Source organism: Conexibacter woesei Iso977N (genome assembly GCF_000424625.1).
Classification (GTDB): domain Bacteria; phylum Actinomycetota; class Thermoleophilia; order Solirubrobacterales; family Solirubrobacteraceae; genus Baekduia; species Baekduia woesei_A.
Genome location: NZ_AUKG01000003.1, coordinates 142231 through 161159, shown reverse-complemented (window position 1 = coordinate 161159; position 18929 = coordinate 142231). Strand labels below are relative to the sequence as shown.

19 protein-coding genes are annotated in these 18929 nt (G+C 71.8%); 12 read left to right on the top strand and 7 right to left on the bottom strand.

All coding sequences use genetic code 11. From position 1 onward, the window contains the following. The first annotated feature begins 5 nt into the window (after positions 1-5). The 3 genes from H030_RS0122305 (at position 6) to H030_RS39315 (ending at position 1723) form a co-directional block, all read left to right on the top strand. Positions 6-416, top strand: a complete 411-nt coding sequence (locus H030_RS0122305) for an acyl-CoA thioesterase (protein WP_027007756.1) — start codon at positions 6-8, stop codon at positions 414-416. A 10-nt stretch (positions 417-426) separates the two neighbouring features. Then, positions 427-1455 carry an L-glyceraldehyde 3-phosphate reductase gene (mgrA, locus tag H030_RS0122300; protein ID WP_027007755.1) on the top strand — a complete coding sequence of 343 codons (1029 nt, stop codon included), beginning with the start codon at positions 427-429 and terminating at the stop codon, positions 1453-1455. A gap of 91 nt (positions 1456-1546) precedes the next feature. Then, a complete protein-coding gene (locus H030_RS39315; RefSeq protein ID WP_155892217.1) occupies positions 1547-1723 on the top strand; it encodes a hypothetical protein in 177 nt (58 codons plus the stop codon). On the opposite strand, the gene H030_RS0122290 is transcribed toward H030_RS39315, so the two are convergent. The 3 genes from H030_RS0122290 to rpsD are packed head-to-tail and all read right to left on the bottom strand — an operon-like array spanning position 1720 to position 3325. Then, on the bottom strand, positions 1720-2055 hold the full coding sequence (locus H030_RS0122290; RefSeq protein ID WP_035129280.1) for a hypothetical protein: 336 nt from the start codon (positions 2053-2055) through the stop codon (positions 1720-1722). The genes H030_RS39315 and H030_RS0122290 overlap by 4 nt on opposite strands. Positions 2056-2069: 14 nt before the next feature. Further along, complete coding sequence (locus H030_RS0122285; protein WP_027007753.1) at positions 2070-2696, bottom strand: hypothetical protein; 627 nt, start codon at positions 2694-2696, stop codon at positions 2070-2072. Next, positions 2696-3325, bottom strand: a complete 630-nt coding sequence (rpsD, locus tag H030_RS0122280) for a 30S ribosomal protein S4 (RefSeq protein WP_027007752.1) — start codon at positions 3323-3325, stop codon at positions 2696-2698. The genes H030_RS0122285 and rpsD overlap by 1 nt, the downstream gene beginning before the upstream one ends. A gap of 91 nt (positions 3326-3416) precedes the next feature. Here rpsD and H030_RS0122275 point away from each other — a divergent pair, with 91 nt between their 5' ends. From H030_RS0122275 to H030_RS37725, 3 genes are read left to right on the top strand one after another with little or no spacing between them, the layout of a single operon-like run. After that, positions 3417-4790, top strand: coding sequence for a GntP family permease (locus tag H030_RS0122275; protein ID WP_027007751.1), 1374 nt, complete (start codon positions 3417-3419; stop codon positions 4788-4790). Between the two features lie 13 nt (positions 4791-4803). Further along, positions 4804-6324 (top strand): gluconokinase, encoded by a 1521-nt coding sequence (locus H030_RS0122270; RefSeq protein ID WP_027007750.1) that lies wholly within the window; start codon positions 4804-4806, stop codon positions 6322-6324. Positions 6325-6384: 60 nt separating this feature from the next. Continuing rightward, positions 6385-7374, top strand: coding sequence for a transglycosylase family protein (locus H030_RS37725; protein ID WP_051223482.1), 990 nt, complete (start codon positions 6385-6387; stop codon positions 7372-7374). 10 nt (positions 7375-7384) lie between these two features. Here the strand turns inward: H030_RS37725 and H030_RS0122260 are convergent, their stop codons facing one another. Then, the gene (locus H030_RS0122260) at positions 7385-10360 is read right to left on the bottom strand and encodes a hypothetical protein (RefSeq protein ID WP_027007749.1); all 2976 of its coding nucleotides are present in this window, start codon (positions 10358-10360) and stop codon (positions 7385-7387) included. 218 nt (positions 10361-10578) lie between these two features. Continuing rightward, positions 10579-11409, bottom strand: coding sequence for an SDR family oxidoreductase (locus tag H030_RS0122255; protein ID WP_035129278.1), 831 nt, complete (start codon positions 11407-11409; stop codon positions 10579-10581). 190 nt (positions 11410-11599) lie between these two features. Here H030_RS0122255 and H030_RS37720 point away from each other — a divergent pair, with 190 nt between their 5' ends. Both H030_RS37720 and H030_RS0122245 read left to right on the top strand, forming a co-directional pair. Next, positions 11600-12229, top strand: a complete 630-nt coding sequence (locus tag H030_RS37720) for a winged helix-turn-helix domain-containing protein (protein WP_051223480.1) — start codon at positions 11600-11602, stop codon at positions 12227-12229. A gap of 110 nt (positions 12230-12339) precedes the next feature. After that, on the top strand, positions 12340-12540 hold the full coding sequence (locus H030_RS0122245) for a hypothetical protein (protein ID WP_027007747.1): 201 nt from the start codon (positions 12340-12342) through the stop codon (positions 12538-12540). Between the two features lie 7 nt (positions 12541-12547). On the opposite strand, the gene purU is transcribed toward H030_RS0122245, so the two are convergent. After that, positions 12548-13429, bottom strand: coding sequence for a formyltetrahydrofolate deformylase (gene purU, locus H030_RS0122240; protein ID WP_027007746.1), 882 nt, complete (start codon positions 13427-13429; stop codon positions 12548-12550). Between the two features lie 110 nt (positions 13430-13539). Here purU and H030_RS34340 point away from each other — a divergent pair, with 110 nt between their 5' ends. Continuing rightward, a complete protein-coding gene (locus tag H030_RS34340; RefSeq protein WP_051223478.1) occupies positions 13540-14394 on the top strand; it encodes an alpha/beta fold hydrolase in 855 nt (284 codons plus the stop codon). On the opposite strand, the gene H030_RS0122230 is transcribed toward H030_RS34340, so the two are convergent. Further along, on the bottom strand, positions 14391-16277 hold the full coding sequence (locus H030_RS0122230) for a hypothetical protein (RefSeq protein ID WP_035129276.1): 1887 nt from the start codon (positions 16275-16277) through the stop codon (positions 14391-14393). The two genes, H030_RS34340 and H030_RS0122230, sit on opposite strands and share 4 nt — an antisense overlap. Positions 16278-16335: 58 nt before the next feature. On the opposite strand from H030_RS0122230, the gene H030_RS39835 reads away from it, so the two are divergent. From H030_RS39835 to H030_RS34330, 3 genes are all read left to right on the top strand, one after another. Beyond that, positions 16336-16932: a TetR/AcrR family transcriptional regulator gene (locus H030_RS39835; RefSeq protein WP_196809233.1), complete on the top strand. Its 597-nt coding sequence runs from the start codon at positions 16336-16338 to the stop codon at positions 16930-16932. A 16-nt stretch (positions 16933-16948) separates the two neighbouring features. Then, complete coding sequence (locus tag H030_RS0122220; RefSeq protein ID WP_027007744.1) at positions 16949-17851, top strand: SDR family oxidoreductase; 903 nt, start codon at positions 16949-16951, stop codon at positions 17849-17851. Positions 17852-17943: 92 nt separating this feature from the next. After that, complete coding sequence (locus H030_RS34330) at positions 17944-18927, top strand: ABC transporter ATP-binding protein (RefSeq protein ID WP_035129274.1); 984 nt, start codon at positions 17944-17946, stop codon at positions 18925-18927. Positions 18928-18929 lie beyond the last annotated feature (2 nt).

The window sequence follows — 18929 nt, the reverse complement described above, 5'->3', positions numbered from 1 at the left end:
GCGCGATGCCCACGCCGCTCGTCACCGCCCTGCGCGTCCGCTTCGCCGAGTGCGACATGCAGGGCCACGTGTTCAACGCCCACTACTTGATGTACTTCGACCTCGCGCACACCGAGGCGCTGCGGTCGGCGTCCGGGCTCACGTACCCGGAGCTCGTGCAAGTGCATGGGGTCGACTTCGTCGTCGCCGAGTCCGGCGTCCGCCACCACGCCCCCGCCCGCTACGACGACCTGCTGGAGATCGCGGTGACGTTCGAGGAGCCCACGACCACGTCGCTGACGAGCCGCTTCGCGATCACGTGCGAGACCAACGCGGTCGCCTCCGGCTTCCTGCGCCACGTCTGCGTCGACGGCAAGACCTTCAAGAAGACCCCGTGGCCGGACGCGTTCCGCGAGGTGCTCGCGCCGTACTCGTAGGATCGACGGCATGACCTACGTGCCCGCCGACGACCGCTACGCGCAGATCCCCTACCGCCGCTCCGGCCGCTCGGGCCTGAAGCTCCCGGCGATCAGCCTCGGCCTGTGGCACAACTTCGGCGACGACAAGCCGCTGGGCAACCAGCGCGCGATCGCCCTGCGTGCGTTCGACCGCGGGATCACGCACTTCGACCTCGCCAACAACTACGGCCCGCCCCCGGGCAGCGCCGAGACCAACTTCGGCAGGGTGCTCGCGACCGATCTGAAGCCCTACCGCGACGAGCTCATCGTCTCGACCAAGGCCGGCTACGACATGTGGCCCGGCCCCTACGGCGAGTGGGGCTCGCGCAAGTACCTGACGGCGTCGCTGGATCAGTCGCTGCAGCGCATGGGCCTCGACTACGTCGACATCTTCTACAGCCACCGCTTCGACCCCGACACGCCGCTGCACGAGACCTGCGGCGCGCTCGACGCCGCGGTCCGCGCCGGGAAGGCGCTGTACGTCGGGATCTCCTCCTACTCGGGCCAGCGCACCGAGGAGGCCGCGCAGATCCTGCGCGACCTCGGCACGCCGTGCGTGATCCACCAGCCGTCGTACTCGCTGCTGAACCGCTGGGTCGAGGAGGACCTCCTGGACGTCCTGGAGCGCGAGGGCATCGGCTGCATCGCGTTCTCGCCGCTGGCCCAGGGCATGCTCACCGACAAGTACCTCGGCGGCAACGTCCCGGCCGACTCGCGCGCGGCCGAGGGCCGCTTCCTCAGGACCGACATGCTGACCGCCGAGGCGCTGCACCACGTCGAGCAGCTCAACACCATGGCCAAGGCCCGCGGCCAGTCGCTGGCTCAGATGGCGATCGCCTGGGTCCTGCGCGACGAGCGGGTCACGAGCGCGCTGATCGGCGCCTCCAGCGTCAGGCAGCTCGACGAGAACCTCGCCGCGCTCGACAACCTCGACTTCTCCGAGGACGAGCTGGCCCAGATCGACCGCCACGCGGTCGACGCGGGCATCAACATCTGGGCGCAGTCCTCCAGCAAGTAGTCGCTTTGGCACCTAGAGGTTCGGTCCGCCGTACCTCGGTTCGGGAGCCACCCCCGCTGAAGCGCGCCTAGGTGGATAAGAGGATGCGCCCATGCAGTCGCACGCGCATCGCATCCAGGCGATCCTGGCCCGGGAGCTGGACCTGCACGCCCGTCAGGTGCAACTTGCCCAGGCCGGGATGCCCGCGATGCCGGTGCGAGCGCCGCACGGCTCGGGGATTGCCGGCGGCGCCGGGGCGCAGGCGGGGATGACCGCGCGCTCGGCCTAGGCGCTGACGACGCGCCGGGCCGGCCGCCCGTCTGCCACTGCATAGGTGCCGGCAGCGACGACGGCGCTCACCACGGCCACGGATGGCCACGCCCCGATCGCATGTCCCAGGACATGCGAGCCGACGAACGCCGCGAGGTAGAGCCCGACGAGCCCGGCGGTCTTGCCGTTGCCGACCCGCTCCCTCCACCGCAGCCCGCACCACGCGCAGCCCGCGACCAGCACGACGCCGCCGAGCGGCCGGACGCCCGTCGCCTGCGCGACCGCGAAGCCGAGCGCCAGCGAGCCGGCCGCGACCGGCCAGGTGGGCGACGTGCGCGACAGCAGGGCCATGCGCAAGACGGTACTCAGTTCAGGCGCGACAGCAGCCGCTGGTGCATCGCCGACTGCGCGCTGCGGGACTGCTCGTCGACCGGGAGCGCCAGCAGCAGCGCCGACGCGCCGAGCGCGCGGGTCAGGTCGCCGGAGCGCTCGGCGTGCACGGCGAGGTGGCGCAGGATGACGCCGGTCGCCTCGTGGGCGCAGCGCCAGGCGAGGTCGACCTCGAGGATCCGCGGGTCGATCAGCGCCTCCGGCCGGCCGGGATCGAGGATCGCGGTCGGCGCCAGGTCGCGGTGGGCGAGGTAGAGCTTCATGTTGTGCCCGACCAGCGCGACGTTCCAGCCCGCGCGCTCGCCGAGCGCGGCCAGCGCGACGGCAACCCCTACATGATGCCCCTTGCCCGCGCGCAGGATCTCCGGCAGCAGGTACATGCCGTCGGTCCGCGGCCTCATCGCGCGCCCCATGACGACCCGCAGCGCCTCGAGCTGCTGCAGCGGCTCGGTCGCATCCTGCGGCAGCCCGCGCGCCATCACGGTCAGCGTGCGCTTGGCCATCTCGACGCCGCCGGCGCCGCCGAGCTCGACCGCCAGCTCCAGCGCCAGCGCCTCGTGCGGCGGGCACTGCTGGCCCGCCAACCGCGCGAAGTCGCTCATCAGCGGCGGGAGTAGAACTCGACGATCAGCTGCTCCTCGATCGGCGCGGGGATCTCCCGCCGCTCGGGGAGGCGCAGCACCTTGCCGGCGAGGCCGTCGAAGTCGGCCTGCAGCCACGGGCCGATGCCCGAGGTCAGCTCGGTCGCCTCACGGACCAGCGGCTCGATCGGCGCGTCGGGCTTGAGCGTGATGACCTGGCCGGGCCTGACGGCGAACGACGCGATGTCGACGCGCGCGCCGTCGACCAGGATGTGGCCGTGGCCGACGAACTGCCGCGCCTGCGCGCGGGTCGAGGCGAAGCCGAGCCGGTAGACCACGTTGTCGAGGCGGCGCTCCAAGAGCACCAACAACTGCTCGCCGGTCCGGCCGCCGGCGCGCTCGGCGCGGTCGACGTAGCGCCGGAACTGCTTCTCGCGCACCCCGTAGTAGCGCTTGGCGAGCTGCTTGGCGCGCAGCTGCGTGCTGAAGACCGAGGCCTTGTTCGGCCGCCGGTTGCCGTGCTGGCCGGGCGGCAGCGGGCCGCGCCGCGTCAGCGCGGACTTGCCGTTGATGGCGCGCAGGCCCTTCAAGTACAACTCGACGCCTTCGCGCCGCGAGAGCCGCTCGACCGGTCCCGTGTAGCGTCCCACTTACTATCTCCTACCTTGACGGTTGGTCATGCCTTAGGGAACCCTAACACAGGATCGGGAGGACGGCGTTCGGGGTAGGGTCGCCACGCCCATGTGGAACCACCACGACACCCTCCTGATCATCAAGCTCGTGATCGCGATCGCCGCGATCGTGATCCTCGTCGCGCGCTTCAAGCTGCACCCGTTCCTGGCGCTGACGATCGGCGCGCTGGGCCTCGGGCTCGCCGCGCCGCTGGGCCCGGACAAGGTGCTGTCCTCCTTCGAGGACGGCGCGGGCTCGACGCTCGGCAACGTCGGCATCGTCCTCGCGCTCGGCACGATGCTCGGCAAGCTGCTGGCCGAGTCCGGCGGCGCCGACCAGGTGGCGACGACCGTCATCCACCACTCCGGCCCGAAGCGGCTGCCGTGGGCGATGGCGCTGATCGCGCTGATCGTCGGGATCCCCTTGTTCTTCGAGATCGGCGTCGTGCTGCTGGTGCCGATCATCTTCACCGTCGTGCGCGAGCTGCACGAGGAGGGCGTGGAGATCGACGGCCGGACCTACCTGCTGCTCGGCCTGCCGGCGTTGTGCGGGTTGTCGGTCCTGCACGGGCTGGTCCCGCCGCACCCCGGGCCGCTGATCGCGATCGGCGCGCTCAACGCCAACCTCGGGACGACGTTGGCCTATGGGTTGATCATCGCGATCCCGACCGTCGCGCTGTGCGGGCCGATCTTCGCCAGGTACGCGTCGCGCTGGGCGACCGCCAACCCGCCGCAGGCGCTGATCGACCAGGTCGCCAAGTCCTCCAGGCACGACAACCCGCCGAGCTTCGGCGTCACGCTGTTCACGATCGCGCTGCCCGTGGCCATCATGTTGGTCCGGACGTTCGTCGACCTGACGTTCGACGAGGGCGACACGGTGCGCACGTGGATCGACTTCGTCGGCGACCCGATCATCGCGCTGCTGATCGCCGTGATCGTGTCGCTCTACACGCTCGGCTACGCCCGCGGCTTCAAGGGCGACCAGCTGCGCGACTTCCTGACCGAGGGCCTCGCCCCGGCCGCGACGATCCTGCTGATCATCGGCGCGGGCGGCGCGTTCAAGCAGATCCTGATCGACTCCGGGATCGGCGACTCGATCGCCAAGGGCGTCGAGTCGGCGGGGATCTCGGCGCTGTTGCTGGGGTGGCTGGTCGCGGTGCTGATCCGGCTGGCGACGGGCAGCGCCACGGTCGCGATCACGACCGCCGCCGGGATCATGGCGCCGATCGTCGCCCACGACCACAGCGTCAACGCGCCGCTGCTGGCGCTGGCGATCGGCTGCGGCTCGCTGTTCCTGTCGCACGTCAACGACGCCGGCTTCTGGCTCATCAACCAGTACTTCGGGATGTCGGTCAAGGACACGTTCAAGACCTGGTCGTTGATGGAGACGCTGATCTCCTGCGTCGGGATGGCCGGCGTCATGATCCTGTCCGTGATCGTGTGATCGTGGTGACCGAATGACCCGAGCTGTCGTCGTCGGGATCGACATCGGGACGACGTCCGCCAAGGCGGGCGCGTTCGATGCCGACGGCCACGAGACCGGCGCGAACGAGGTCGAGTACCCGCTGCTGGAGCCGCAGCCCGGGTGGGCGGTGCAGGAGCCGGGCGTCGTGGTGGACGCGGTGGTCGAGGCGACCCGCCGCGCCCTCGCCGCCGCGCGCGAGGCGGACCTGGACGTGGCGGGGCTGTCGTTCTCGACCGCGCTGCACTCGCTTGTTGGTGTGGATGGTGACGGCGCCCCGCTGACCGACCTGCTGACGTGGGCCGACCAGCGCGCGTCCGAGCAGGCCGAGCGGCTCAAGCGCGAGCGCCCGCACCTGCACGGTCAGACCGGCACGCCGCTGCACCCGATGTCGCCGCTGACCAAGTTGGTGTGGTTCCGCGAGGAGGAGCCGGAGCTGCACGCGCAGGTCGCGCGCTGGTGCGGGGTCAAGGAGCTGGTCGTGCACCGCATGACCGGCGCGTGGATCACCGAGCACTCGTCGGGCAGCGCCACCGGCCTGATGAGCGTGCAGACGCTGGAGTGGCTCGACGAGTCGCTCGAGGTCGCCGGGATCGCGCGCGAGCAGCTGTGCGAGCTGGCGCCGACCAAGCACATCATGTCGCTCTCGGCCGAGGGCGCGCGCGAGCTGGGGTGCTCCGGCGCGCTGCCGCTCGTGCTCGGCGCGGGCGACGGCCCGCTGGCCAACCTCGGCGTCGGCGCGACGTCGCCGGGCGTCGCCGCCTGCTCGATCGGGACCTCCGGCGCGCTGCGCTGCATGGTCGAGAGGCCGGTCGTCGACCCGCGCGGCCGCGTCTTCTCCTACATGTTGAGCGAGGGCCGCTGGGTCGTCGGCGGGGCCATCAACAACGGCGGCGTCGTCCTGCAGTGGGCCCAGGAGGCGCTGGCGCCCGAGCTCGGCGCCCACGAGGAGAGCAAGATGATGGAGATCGCCGCGCAGGCGCCTCCGGGCTCCGACGCGCTGATCATGCTCCCCTACCTGCTCAGCGAGCGCGCGCCGCACTGGTCGACGCTCGCGCGCGGCGCCTACGTCGGGCTGACGCGCGCGCACCGGCGCGAGCACCTCGTCCGGGCGGCGCTGGAGGGCGTCTGCCAGCAGCTCGCGCTCGTCCTCGCCTCGCTGCGCGACGCCGGCCAGGAGGTCCGCGAGATCCGCGCGACCGGCGGCTTCGCGCGCTCCGAGCTGTGGCGGCAGCTGCTGTGCGACGCGCTCGGCCAGGACGTCGGCTTCCCCGAGGGCCACCAGGGCTCGGGCTTCGGCGCGGCGCTGCTGGGGATGGAGGCGCTGGGCGTGATCGCGTCCTTCGACCGCGCCGCCGAGCTGATCGCCGTCGAGGAGACGCGCACCCCGGATCCGGCGGCGCGCGACATGTACGCCTCGATGCTGCCGGTCTTCGACGCGCTCTACGACGCGCTCGGCCCGGCGTTCGCGGCGCTGCGGGACCTGCCGCAGCCTGCAATTCCCCCTGCAGTTTGAAGGGGTTCGCCTCGCTAGCGTGACGCGGCCGCCGTGTCCGTGCGCCGCCTTCCCCATGCCGTGTTGCCCGTGTTCGTCGCGCTCTGCGCGCTGACGTTCCTGGTCACGCGCGCGCACGGCGCGTCGGAGGGCAGGCTGCGCTCGACGATCCACAGCAGCAGGGTCCGCGAGGCCGCGCTCGGCGACGCCGCCGCGCATCTCGGGCGGCTGGAGCGCGCGATGGCCAGGGAGGTCGCGATCATCGACGGCCGCCTCGCCGACGCGCAGGCCGAGCTGAACGCCTCGCAGGCGCGGCTGGGCCAGACGCAGACCGACCTGGCGTTCGAGCGCAAGCGGCTGGCGCGGCTGAAGAAGCGCCTGGCCGAGGGCCGCAGCGTCCTGACCGAGATGCTGCGCCAGCAGTACATGACCGACAAGCCCGACATCGTGTCAGTCGTCCTCGACGCGCACGGCTTCGCCGATCTCCTCGACCGCATGGAGTTCCTCCATCGTGTGGAGCGCTCGGACACCCAGATCGTCGACCTCGTCAAGGACGCCCGCAGGGACGCGACGAGCGAGACGATCAAGTTGAAGGTCCTGCAGACCAAGCGGATCGCCGAGACCGCCGCCGTGCAGCGCGAGCGCAACGCGCTCGCCGGCATGGAGGCCGCGGCGGCCGCACGCCGGGACGCGCTGGCGCAGGCCCGCGCGGCGCGCCTGGCGGCGCTGCAGGCGACGCGCTCGTCGCGCCTGTCGGCGCAGAGGACGCTGAAGAAGCTGCTGGCGGCGCGCGCGAAGGCGGCCGTCGACAAGGCCGGCCCCGGCGGCCCCTGGTCGATCCCGTGGGCGGTCGTGCAGTGCGAGTCCGGCGGCCAGAACCTGCCGCCCAACTCCGCCGGCGCGTCGGGCTACTACCAGATGATGCCCGCGACCTGGAAGGGCCTCGGCGGCTCCACCTCCGCCGCCTACAAGGCCTCCAAGGCCGAGCAGGACCGCCTCGCCGCCAAGTTGTGGAACAACGGCGCCGGCGCGTCGAACTGGGTCTGCGCCGCGCTCGTCGGCGTGATCTAGCGCCGCGGCGCTAGGGCCGGCCGTCGACGTCGACGGTCGTCCTGGTCTTGCGGCCCTTGAGCTCGGTCGCGTAGACCGACAACCTCAACTTGACGGGACGGGCGCCGGAGAGGCCGGAGGTGACCTGGCGGGCCTTCCTCCGCGTGGCGTCGGTCGGGACGATCGCGCCCTTCTTGAAGACGACCAGCACCTTGCCCGCGCCCTTGGAGGGGATCCTGATCGTGAGCTTGCCCTTGGTCAGCTTCCAGTGCTTCTTGGCCAGGCGCCTGCCGTTGGACAGGACCGAGATCGCGCCGGCCTTGGCCGGGCGGCCGCTGAGGCCCTTGGGCACCAGGATCGTGACCTGGCGGAAGTTGTCGCGGTTGGTCGGCGAGCGGCCGACGGTGATCGCGGCGGCGGGCTTGGACGTCCCGAGGCCGGAGACGTCGGCACGGACCAGCGCGCCCCTGCGGCACGCGGCGGCGTCGAGCACCGGCTGGGCGACCGCCCTCTGCTCGGCCTGGCTGAACAGCGTCGCGTCGCTGGGCGCGAACTCCGCCGAGCACAGGTCGGCGACGTTGGTGAACGGCCCGGCGTGGCCGGTGCGCGCACCGTAGAACGACAACTTGAAGTCGGTCAGCGGGACGTCCGGCAACCCGTCGAAGTCGGCCTGCAGGCGCCCGGCGTTCGGGCTGAGCCGCAGCTGGCCGTCGAGGCGCAGGTCGACGCCCGGCGCCTTCAGGAAGACGGAGGCGTACGGGAGCTCGACGCCCTCCTCGTCGGGCGCGGGCGTGCCGATGTCGCTCAGGTACACGTTGCCCCTGAGCGTGTCCTTCAACAACGGCGTGGTCGCCGTGGCGGTCCCGATCAGCGAGCCGGCCGGGCACTGCTCGGCGGCCAGCTGCGCGGGCGGGCAGAGGCCTTCCGACAGCGCGGCCGGGTTCGGCTGCATCGCGGCGGAGACCAGCACCTGCACGTGCTGCAGCGCCGAGTCGGTCGCGTTCGGGACGATCTCGGTCTCGAACGGCGGCTGCGAGTTGGCGGCCTTGACCTTCGGGTCCTCGACCGACGTGTACACCTTGGGCGCGAACCTCAGCTCGTCGCACGCGCGCGCCTGGAACGGCCCGGAGCCCGAGCCGGTCGTGCCGTCGTAGGCGGTCGCGGTGACGTCGAACGAGCGCGCGTCGCAGCCCGACGGGTTCTGCAGGAAGCCCCTGCGGTCGATCGTCAGCTTCAGCTCGCGCAGGCCGAGCGGGAAGCCCTTGAACGCCGCGGGGATGCTCGCGTTGACGTGCACGCGCCCGTCGGTCCTGCCGAGCGTGAGCAGGTTGCCGAGCGTGAAGACGCCGAGGTCGATCGGCCCGACCCTGACCGGGATGTCGAGCCAGATCCGCGCGACCGCGTTCGCGGTCCCGGTGCCGAGGTAGACGTTGCCCCTGAGCGTGATCGGCAGCGGGCCGGAGCCGGCCTGGACGGTCACGGTCCCGATCTGCGTGTTGGACGCGCAGGTGCCGGCGTTGCCGTCGGCGCCGCTGCACTGCGGGATCGCGTTGATCTTGCCGAGCAGGCCCTTGGGCAGCGCGACGTCGAGCTTGGCGGGCCGGCGCGAGTCGACCGGCCGGACGACGTCGAGGTCCATCGACGGGCTCGCCAAGGCCTTGTGGTTGTCGACGTCGCCGGAGACGGTCGGGCTCTCCCTCGGGAAGCAGCCGCCCCTCTGGTCGTCGGAGATCTGGAACTGCGTGGTCGGCGTCTGCGACGGGCCGCCGCTGTACGGCGTCGCGGTGATCGAGCCGGTGTAGGTGCCGCACGACGGCGGCGTGACCAGGACGCCGCGCGGCCCGCCGATGAACGACAGGTTGAACTTCGTGAACGGCACCTGCGGCAGGTTGTCGAACGTCGTCGTGATCTGGCCGGTGTCGTCGTCGGGATCGACGACCGCCTTGATCTTCACGGTCACGCCCGACTTCTGGCCGATGATGTACAACATGTAGGGGTTGCTCGGTTCCCGCCCGAAGTAGACGTCGCCGGGCACCGTGCCGAGCAGCGGGTTGTCGAACGCGACGTGGCCGACCAGCGACGCGGCCGGGCACTTGACGTTCGGGTCGCCCTGGCCGCCGAACTGCGCCGACGAGCAGAGCTGCAGCGTCGGGGCGATCGACGGGTTGAACGACGTCCCGGCCGGGAGCCGCACGACCGCCTTCTTGACGTGGGAGACCGCGCGGCCGTTGACATCCTCGGGCTGGGTCAGCCCGATCGAGTGCGGCGTGATCGTGTCCGGCGTCGGCTGGTCGATGCCGATCTGCATGCCGGGCTGGAACGGCTCGCCGCCGCAGTCGGTCGGCGTGAACGCGCCGGTCGCGGTGACGGGCCTGGACGACGCGTAGGAGTCCGCGGTGACCTTCGTCGTCGCGGTCGCGCAGGTGGTCGGGTTGACCATGAAGTTCCTGCCGTTGGTCAGCGCGCCGTCGAGCGTGAGCGACAGCGAGTCGATCTCGATCGGCAGCCCGGCCTGCGTCCTGGGCAGGTTGTTGATGATCGTCTGCAGCCCGTAGTCGGACTCGTCGCGGACGCGGATCCTGACGTCGATGTAGATCTTCCCGAGCAGCCCGAGGACCGGGCGCAGGACGAGGCCGAGCTGCGCCGGCGCGCCGGCCGGCGGCTGGACGTTGTAGACCGTGCCGGGCACGCTGAGCGGGAGGCCGAGCGCGGTGACGTTGGTGGTGGTGGTGCCGACCTGCGAGTCGGCCGGGCACGCGTCGGCGTTGAGCTGGGCCTCCGTGCACTGCGTGGTCGACATCGGGTTGCCGAGCAACCCGGTCGGCAGGTCCACCGTCAGGTCCTTGAGGTGGTCGGACGGGTTGGCGACGTTGAAGCTGAGGTTGAAGTTCGAGTGCGCGCCCGCACGCGGGTCGTCGGGCGCGGCCCTCACCCCCGTGATCCCGATGGCCTGCGCCTGCCCGGCGGCGCCCAGCAGCACCGCGATCACCACGAGCGCCGCCGTCAAGGCACGCCGCGACACCCTCTGACCCGTTTCCCCTACCAGCACGTTTTCCGGAGTACCCGAGCCCTCCGGCACGAAACGCGCGCGTTCACAGAACTCTCATGCACCACTTCGATGCTGGGAACCGGCTGTGAACACCCCAGAAGCGCACGACCGCTGATCGATCATGCAGTGCCGGTCTTCGGGACCCCTCAGCGTGGAGGGGTCCCTGACCGGGTGGTTCAGTCGACGAAGAGGTCCGCCTGAAGCTCGGCGTCGTCGCCGCCGTAGGAGTAGGCGGACAGGTCGGTGATGCCCGCTTCGGCGAGGACGTCCTCGACCAGCGCGAGGTTGGCCGTGTACTCCCGCGAATCGCGGGTCAGGATCACGTAGGCCGCGTCGGCGACGATCTCGGGCTTGCGGGACTTCGCCATCGCGGCGTCGCCGCCGAGCAGGTTCTGGACCGCCGCGGTCGCTACCAGCGTCTTGGGCCAGAGCGCGTTGAAGGCGACGCCGTCGGCGCGGAACTCCTCGGCCATGCCGAGCGTGCAGAGCGACATCCCGTACTTGGCGATCGTGTAGCCGATGTGGCCACCGAGCCAGCGCGGCTGCAGCGAGATCGGCGGCGACAGCGTCAGCACGTGGCCGTTGTCGGACTTCTTCAGATGCGGGATGCACGCCTTGCTGACGGAGTACGTGCCACGCGTGTTGATGCTCTGCATCAGGTCGTAGCGCTTCATGTCCATGGCCTCGGTGCCGGACAGGTTGATCGCGCTGGCGTTGTTGATGCAGATGTCGATGCCGCCGAACTTCTCGACGGTCGCGGCGACGGCGTCGGCGACGCTCTGGTCGTCGCGGATGTCGCCCACGATCGGCAGCGCCTGGCCGCCGGCCTTCTCGATCTCCTCGGCCGCGGTGTACACCGTGCCTTCGAGCTTGGGGTGCGGCTCCGCGGTCTTGGCGATCAGCGCGACGTTCGCGCCGTCGCGCGCGGCGCGCACGGCAATTGCGAGTCCGATGCCTCGAGAGGCACCGGAGATGAACAGGGTCTTGCCTGCGAGGTTCCGGGACACGAAGCGGATCCTAAACGGACGCGCAATTCGCGCGATCCAGGACCTGGATGTACCAGTTGCTCACCGAAAACTTCTAGAAACTCGCGTAAGCACCTGCCAGTTGGCGCGTTGCAGCGAAAGAAACGTCGCACGGTTCGCAATTCTGAGCGATGATTCACGAAGTAACATTCCCACACCTCAGAGGAAGCACATGCCTTCAATCACGAGCGTCGACGATCAGCGGTACGTCAAGGCGCTGTCGCATCCCCTCCGCGTCCGGATCCTCGGGATCCTGGAAGAGCAGCCCGCGAGCCCGGTCGAGCTCAGCCAGGTGCTCGACGCGACCCTCGGCACGATCTCCTACCACGTGCGCCAGCTGAACGAGCTCGGTCTGCTCGAGCTGGTTCGCGAGACGCCGCGCCGCGGTGCGATCGAGCATCACTACCGGGCCAAGCCGCGGCCGAAGTCTGGGGGCGCGACCTGGGACTCGGTCTCGGTGATCGCCAAGCAGGCCGTCATCGGCGCGGAGCTCGCCCAGACCACCGAGGTCGCGACCCGTGCAGCCGGCGTCGGCGGCTTCGACGGCGACCACGCGCGCCTGGAGCGCCTGCGCCTCTCGCTCGACGCCAAGGGCGCCGAGCAGCTCTCGAAGGCCGTCGCCAAGCTCGTCGACGAGGCCCACAAGATCCAGGAGTCCTCGACCAGGCGCTCCGGCGCCAACGGCAGCCGCACCGAGACCGCGCTGGTCGCGATGCTCTTCGACGCCGTCGGCGCGCCCGATCCCTCGGCCGGCCGCCCCGAGCCGACGCAGAAGCCGCGCAAGCCGCGCAAGCGCAGCTGACGGAACGTCAACCGTAGGACCTGTCACATCGCAGGCTCCCCGGGAGGCCAGTTCTTCCGGGGAGCCTGGGAATGCGGTCACAAGATCGGGGTCGGGCCGTCCTAAGAGGCATGGCCACCCGACGTGACGATCGCTGCGGCGCGCGCTTCCGGCGCGCGTACCAGGACGCCGCCGAGCCCCATGTTCCTGAGACCTCGGAGCTCGGCCTGACCTCGCTCGGCGAGGCGTTCATCGACGCCCTGCGCGACGACGAGCGTTTCCGCGACGTGCTCGCGGACCCCTTCGACGAACCGCAGGCGGGCGCCGCCTGAGCCTGCGCTAGCTGGAGAAGACGACCGTGGTGGACCCGTGCCGCAGCACGCGGTCCTCGCAGTGCCAGGCGACGGCGCGAGCCAGGACGGCGCGTTCGATGTCGGCACCGCGGCGGGCCATCGCGGCCGCGTCGTCGCGGTGCGTGACGCGGATGACGTCCTGCTCGATGATCGGGCCGGCGTCGAGCTCCTCGGTCACGTAGTGCGCGGTCGCGCCGATCAGCTTCACGCCGCGCGCCTTCGCGCGCTCGTACGGGCCGGCGCCCGCGAACGCCGGGAGGAACGAGTGGTGGATGTTGATCACCGGTGCAGCGACCCGATCGAGGAAGTCGCCGGACAGGATCTGCATGTAGCGCGCGAGGACCACGAGGTCCGGGCGCACGCCGCCCAGCAGCTCCAGCAGCGCCGCCTCCGACCCCGCCTTGCCGCCGCCCTCCTCGGTGACCGGCACGTGGTGGTAGGCGATCCCGAGCCCCTCGACGTCGCCGCGCAGGTCCTCGTGGTTGGACGCGACGAGCACGACGTCGGCCTGCAGCTCGCTGCGCCGCCAGCGCCACAGCAGCTCCTGCAGCGCGTGGTCGTACTTGGACACCAGGATCGCCACGCGCTTGCGCGCGCCGACGTCCCACAGCGACCACTGCATGACGAACGGCTCCGCCACGCCCCTGCCGAAGGCGACGCGCAGCGCATCCGGGTCGACGCCCGGCGGCAGCGTGAACTCCATCCGCAGGAAGAACTCGCCGCCACTCGGATCGGTCGAGTGCTGGTCGGCGTGCAGGATGTTCGCGCCCGCCTCCAGCAGGAAGCGCGAGACCGCGGCGACGATCCCCGGCCGGTCCGGGCAGGAGACCAGCAGGCGCATCGTGGTCGGGACGGTCGCGGCAGCCATGGCGTGGCGGCGGATCGTAAGCGGGAACCCACGTCCCGCCTAGGTGCGCGTCCTGCCAGGAGGCAGGAACGGTCGCGCGCGCTCCAAGGAACACCTATGATCCTTCGACCATGCCCGAGATCTCCCCTGCCCTGTACCGCGCCGGAGAGGGCGAGCCGCTCGTCCTGATCCACGGCTTCACGGCGACCTGGCGCTGCTGGCTGCCGGTGCTCGGCGAGCTGGTCCCGCGCTTCGAGGTGATCGCCCCGACGCTGCACGGCCACGACGGCGGCGAGCCGCTGCCGGAGTCCGACACGCCGCACTCGATCGGCCGCGCCGCCGACCTGCTCGAGGGGCACCTCGACAGCCTCGGCGTCGGGACCGCGCACCTCGCGGGCAACTCGATGGGCGGCGCGCTGGCGCTGGAGCTGGCCAAGCGCGGCCGCGCGCGCAGCGTCGTCGGGATCTCGCCCGCCGGCGGGATCGCGCCCGACGACAGGGCCGCGGTCGAGCGCGTCATCAAGGTCTTCTCGCGGATGCAGGCGACGACCAAGAGGTCGCTGCCGTTCCTCCCCAGGGTCCTGGCCCGCCCGGGCCTGCGCCGCGTCGCGTTCCGCGACGTCATGACGCGCGGCCACCAGGTCCCGGCCGCCGAGGCGCTGCAGATGGCGCGCTCGTCGGTCGCGTGCTCGATCGTCGACGACGTCTACCAGGTGCTGCGCGAGGGCAAGTCGCCGGTCCTCGACCTCGACAGGATCGACGTCCCGGTCCTGGTCACTTGGGGGTCGAAGGACCGGATCCTGCCGATCGGCTCGCACTCCCCGCGCCTGCGCGCGGAGATCCCGGGGCTCGAGTTCCGGATCCACCCCGGGATCGGCCACACGCCGATGTGGGATGACCCGGGCTTGATCGCCAGCACCATCGGCGACTTCGCCGCCGCCGCGCAGGCGCGCCTGGACCGCGCGCCCGCGCCCGCCGCGGCCTAGGCCCGGCTCGTCGCCGGAGCGGCGGTGCGCACCGCGCGCCGCCGCCTGCGCTCGCGCGGCTGCGGCGTGCCGTCCGGACCATCCGCGACCCGCGCGAGGCCCGTGGAGATCCCCAGGATGAACAGGCCGCAGAACACCAACATGAGGATCGCGCTCGGCGTCCACAGCCAGCCGGGCACGTAGTCCTTGCGCTCGGTCTGCATCGCCTGGACGTCGCTGACGAACGCGGCGTGGAAGTGCGCAGGCCGGACGACGCCCGGCGTCGGGATCGACGGCTCGCGCGGCAGGTGCAGCGGCAGCGCCACGAACGTGCGGCCGGACTGCAGGCGCAGGTTGGTCTTGAAGTCGCCGTAGAGCGGGACCGGGCCGTCGGTCCGGAAGACGCCGGGCGCGATCTCGTCGAGGTGGCGCGAGACGCGCTTGCCGCCCTGCCACGCCAGCACCTGGCGCATCTCGGCCCGGCGCGCCAGCGCGGCGTCGGAGAAGCGGACCGTCACGTAGGCCTCGCGGTCGGCGGCGCCCGTGTGCCCGGCGACCGGCGTCAGCGTCACGTCGGCGCCCAGCCCCGCGGGGTTGTGCACCCACAACGCGTTGGCGCCGAGCGCGACCAGGACCGCCGCCGCGCCGATCCCGACGCGGCGCCGGACCGCCTGCGCGGGCAGCTCGCGGCGCAGGCCCGAGCCGAGCAAGGCCCCCAACAACCCGCCGGCGACGCCGGCCAGGACCGCGGTCGGCAGCCCCTCGGCCAGCAGCGACGGCGTCCACGGCACCGGCGCCCAGACGTGCGTCCACGCGTACTGCGCCGCGAAGCCGACCGTCCCGCAGATCAGCCCCGCGAACGCGCCGAAGCGCAGCGCGCGCGTCCCGCCGCCCTCGGGCTTGACGACCAGCGCCAGCGCCTCGACGCACGCGGCCTCGACCACGAACAGCGGCATCGACGGGACGCTGCGGCCCAGGACCCAGACCGCGACCTCGACCGCGCCGCGGATCAGCAGGTACACCAACAACACCCGCAGCGCGCCGCCGCGACCCAGGACGGTCCGGCCGGTCGTCAGCGCCAGGCCGCCCGCGAGCGCGAGCAGCAGCGGGTGCCAGACGACGCGGTACTGCGGGACGCCCCAGTCGAACTCGGTCGCCCAGAACGCGATCGCGAACAGCAGCGCGGCGGGCAGCAGCGTCCGGACGATCTGCTCGGCCAGCGAGAGCGTGCGCGGGCCGTGCTCGGGCGCGCCGGCCACTTCGCTGTCCGCACGGCGCGCGCGGCGCGCCTCCAGCGCCAGCACGGCCAGCACCGGGACCGACAGGATCGCGCCGTTGATCATCACCAGGTGCGTCGGCCCCCAGAGCGTCACGTCCTGGCCGAACATCCGGTGCCAGAAGTCGTCGAGCGGGAAGCCGGTCAGCGCGAACGCGCCGCAGGTGATCAGCAGCGCGCCGCCGACCGGCACGGTCAGGCCCGAGCCGCCGGGCACCCTCAGCGCCACCGGCGACGGCCGCTCGGCGCCCTCGTGCAGCGCGCACGCCACGAGCCCCGCGGCGAAGACGCCGTACAGCGCGAGCAGGATGAAGTAGTGCGCGGGGTTCGCGAGCGGTCCGGGATCGCGACCGGTGTCGATGTGCAGCGAGATGTCCCAGAACACGCCGAACGCGCCGGAGCCGAGCGCGAGCGTCGCGATCAGGAACGGCAGCGCCGCCCACGGCTCCATGCCGAGCGCGCGGCCGGTCGTCGCGCCCACGCGCGACAGGAGGTCCGAGCGCCCCGAGCGGTGGCGCATGATCAGCGTCAGGAGGACCGCCGTCGTGATCGAGGCGAACAGCGAGGCGATCAGGATCTGCTGGAGCGGTGCGCCCGCGGCGGGCGTGTCGGCTGCGGCTTGGAGCATGATGCGCGGCAATGTACACGACTGTACGTACAGCCGTGTACATACACTATCCGGACCGATGCCCCGCATGTCCGCCCAAGAGCGCCGGGACCAGCTGCTCGACGTCCTCTCGCAGATCGTCCTGGCCGAGGGCTACGGCGCGGTGTCGATCGACCGCGTCTCCCGCGACGCCCAGATCGCGCGGACGGTCATCTACTCGCACTTCGGCAACCTCGAGGGGATGCTGCACGCGCTGATCGAGCGCACCGAGCAGCGCGCGGTCGGCCAGATCCGCAAGGTCATCCCCGACATCGACTTCGAGGAGGACCCGGACACGGTCCTGATCGAGGCGGTCCGGACGTTCCTGACGCTCGTCGTCGCCGAGCCCGACACGTGGCGGCTGGCGCTGTTCCCCGTCGAGGGCGCGCCGCCCGAGCTGCGCGCGACGCTCGCGCGCGTCCGGACCGGGCTCGTCGGCCTGCTGCAGCCGGTCGCCGAGCAGGGCATCGCCCGCCGCGGCGGCCCGCAGGGCCTCGACCCCGAGCTCTTCTCCCGCCTGCTCGTCGCCTTCGGCGAGGAAGGCGCCAAGCTGGTGCTCAGCGACCCGACCAAGTACGCGCCGGACCGCCTCGCTGACTTCACCGCCACGATCATGGGCGCGGTCCGGCGCGGTTGAGGGTACGGTGGCGTTCATGAAGAAGCTGAAGGGGCAGGTCGTCCTGATCACCGGCGGCGCGCGGGGGGTCGGTGCGGAGACCGCGCGGCGCCTGGTCGGCAAGGGCGCGAAGGTCGTCCTGGTCGACCTCGACCGCGAGCCGCTGGCCGCGCTGGAGGCCGAGCTCGGCGCCGGCAACGCGACGTCGATCGTCGGCAACGTGACCAAGTTGGAGGACATGGAGGCCGCGGTCGCCCACGGCGTCTCGGTCTTCGGCGGCCTCGACGTCGTGGTGGCCAACGCGGGCATCGCGTCCTACGGCTCGGTCCTCGCGGTCGACCCGGCGACGTTCCGCCAGGTCGTCGACGTCAACATCAACGGCGTCTTCCACACCGTCCGCGCCGCGCTGCCCGCGCTGATCGAACGCAAGGGCTATGTGTTGGTCGTCTCCTCGCTGGCCGCCTACGCCGCCGCGCCCGGGCTCGTCGCCTACAACGCCTCCAAGGCCGGCGCCGAGCACTTCGCCAACGCGCTGCGCCCCGAGGTCGCCTACCTCGGCGTCAAGGTCGGCAGCGCGCACATGTCGTGGATCGACACGCCGCTGGTCCAGGACGCCAAGAGGGACCTGACCGCGTTCCAGAAGATGTTGGACACCCTGCCCGGCCCGCTCGGCGGCACGACCTCGGTCGAGGCCTGCGCCGACGCGTTCGCGACCGGCATCGAGCGGCGCGCCCGCCGGATCAGCGTGCCGAAGTGGGTCAACGCGATCCGCTGGCTGAAGCCCGCGCTGACCACGAAGATCGGTGAGATGGAGACGGTCCGGCGCGCGCCGTCGATCGTGCCGCTGATGGACCAGGAGGTCCTGGCGATGGGCCGCTCGATGTCCGCGCGCACCGCCGCGCTGGAGGACAGCGAGCAGCCCGTCACGACCGGGGCGTGACACGGGTCGCCGAGGCGCCGTGACGTCTGTCACGCGCGCCTCGGGAGGTGGCCGCATGGCCGCCCGAACGCAGGTCGGGCAATGTTCTGGCCATGGCGCTCACCACGACCACGACACCCGACGCCGCCGCGGCGCGCACCGCCGCGTCCGGCGCCGGGATCCAGCTGCAGGGGCTGGTCAAGACGTTCAGCACGCCGAACGGACCGGTCCGCGCCGTCCGCGGCGTGGACATCGCGATCACACCGGGCGAGACCGTCGCGCTGCTCGGCCCCAACGGGGCCGGGAAGTCGACGACGATCGACATGCTGCTCGGCCTCGCGCGGCCCGACAGGGGCAGCGTCTCGCTCTTCGGCGGCGCGCCGGAGGAGGCGGTCCAGAGCGGTCGCGTCGGCGCGATGCTCCAGACCGGCTCGCTCCTGCGCTTCCTGACCGTTCGCGAGCTCATCGCGATGATGGCCTCGCTGTACCCCAACCCGATGGACGTCGACGAGGTCGTGGCGCTGTGCGGCCTGCAGGCCGCCGCCGACCAGCGGACCGAGAAGCTCTCCGGCGGCCAGGCCCAGCGCGTGCGCTTCGCCTGCGCACTGGTCAGCAACCCGGAGCTGCTGGTGCTCGACGAGCCGACGGTCGCGATGGACGTCGAGGGCCGCCACGCCTTCTGGGCGACGATGCGCGCGTTCGCGTCGCAGGGCACGACGATCGTGTTCGCCACGCACTACCTCGAGGAGGCCGACGACTTCGCCGACCGCGCGGTCCTGATGGCCCACGGGCGCGTCGTCGCCGACGGGCCGACGACCGAGATCAAGGCGCGCGTCGGCCTGCGCACGATCCGGGCGACGCTGCCCGGCGTCGAGACCGACGTGCTCGCCGCGCTGCCGGGCGTGACGAACGTCGAGCGCCGCGGCGAGGCAATCACGCTGCGCTGCACCGATTCGGACCGCGCGCTGCGGACGCTGCTCAACACCTATGACAACGCGAGCGACGTCGAGGTCGCGGGCGCCGGGCTGGAAGAGGCGTTCCTGGAGCTGACCGGCGGCGAGGACGACGAGACCAACATCACGATCGGCGAGGCGTAGAA

What these genes read in the sequence shown, in the direction of transcription:
- H030_RS39835 (WP_196809233.1), top strand. Translation starts at nt 16,336, where the DNA reads ATGCCCCGCATGTCCGCCCAAGAGCGCCGGGACCAGCTGCTCGACGTC.
- H030_RS0122305 (WP_027007756.1), top strand. Translation starts at nt 6, where the DNA reads ATGCCCACGCCGCTCGTCACCGCCCTGCGCGTCCGCTTCGCCGAGTGC.
- H030_RS37720 (WP_051223480.1), top strand. Translation starts at nt 11,600, where the DNA reads ATGCCTTCAATCACGAGCGTCGACGATCAGCGGTACGTCAAGGCGCTG.
- H030_RS34340 (WP_051223478.1), top strand. Translation starts at nt 13,540, where the DNA reads ATGCCCGAGATCTCCCCTGCCCTGTACCGCGCCGGAGAGGGCGAGCCG.
- H030_RS39315 (WP_155892217.1), top strand. Translation starts at nt 1,547, where the DNA reads ATGCAGTCGCACGCGCATCGCATCCAGGCGATCCTGGCCCGGGAGCTG.
- mgrA (WP_027007755.1), top strand. Translation starts at nt 427, where the DNA reads ATGACCTACGTGCCCGCCGACGACCGCTACGCGCAGATCCCCTACCGC.
- purU (WP_027007746.1), bottom strand. Translation starts at nt 13,429, where the DNA reads ATGGCTGCCGCGACCGTCCCGACCACGATGCGCCTGCTGGTCTCCTGC.
- H030_RS0122275 (WP_027007751.1), top strand. Translation starts at nt 3,417, where the DNA reads ATGTGGAACCACCACGACACCCTCCTGATCATCAAGCTCGTGATCGCG.
- H030_RS34330 (WP_035129274.1), top strand. Translation starts at nt 17,944, where the DNA reads ATGGCGCTCACCACGACCACGACACCCGACGCCGCCGCGGCGCGCACC.
- H030_RS0122290 (WP_035129280.1), bottom strand. Translation starts at nt 2,055, where the DNA reads ATGGCCCTGCTGTCGCGCACGTCGCCCACCTGGCCGGTCGCGGCCGGC.
- H030_RS0122285 (WP_027007753.1), bottom strand. Translation starts at nt 2,696, where the DNA reads ATGAGCGACTTCGCGCGGTTGGCGGGCCAGCAGTGCCCGCCGCACGAG.
- H030_RS0122220 (WP_027007744.1), top strand. Translation starts at nt 16,949, where the DNA reads ATGAAGAAGCTGAAGGGGCAGGTCGTCCTGATCACCGGCGGCGCGCGG.
- H030_RS0122230 (WP_035129276.1), bottom strand. Translation starts at nt 16,277, where the DNA reads ATGCTCCAAGCCGCAGCCGACACGCCCGCCGCGGGCGCACCGCTCCAG.
- H030_RS0122270 (WP_027007750.1), top strand. Translation starts at nt 4,804, where the DNA reads ATGACCCGAGCTGTCGTCGTCGGGATCGACATCGGGACGACGTCCGCC.
- H030_RS0122245 (WP_027007747.1), top strand. Translation starts at nt 12,340, where the DNA reads ATGGCCACCCGACGTGACGATCGCTGCGGCGCGCGCTTCCGGCGCGCG.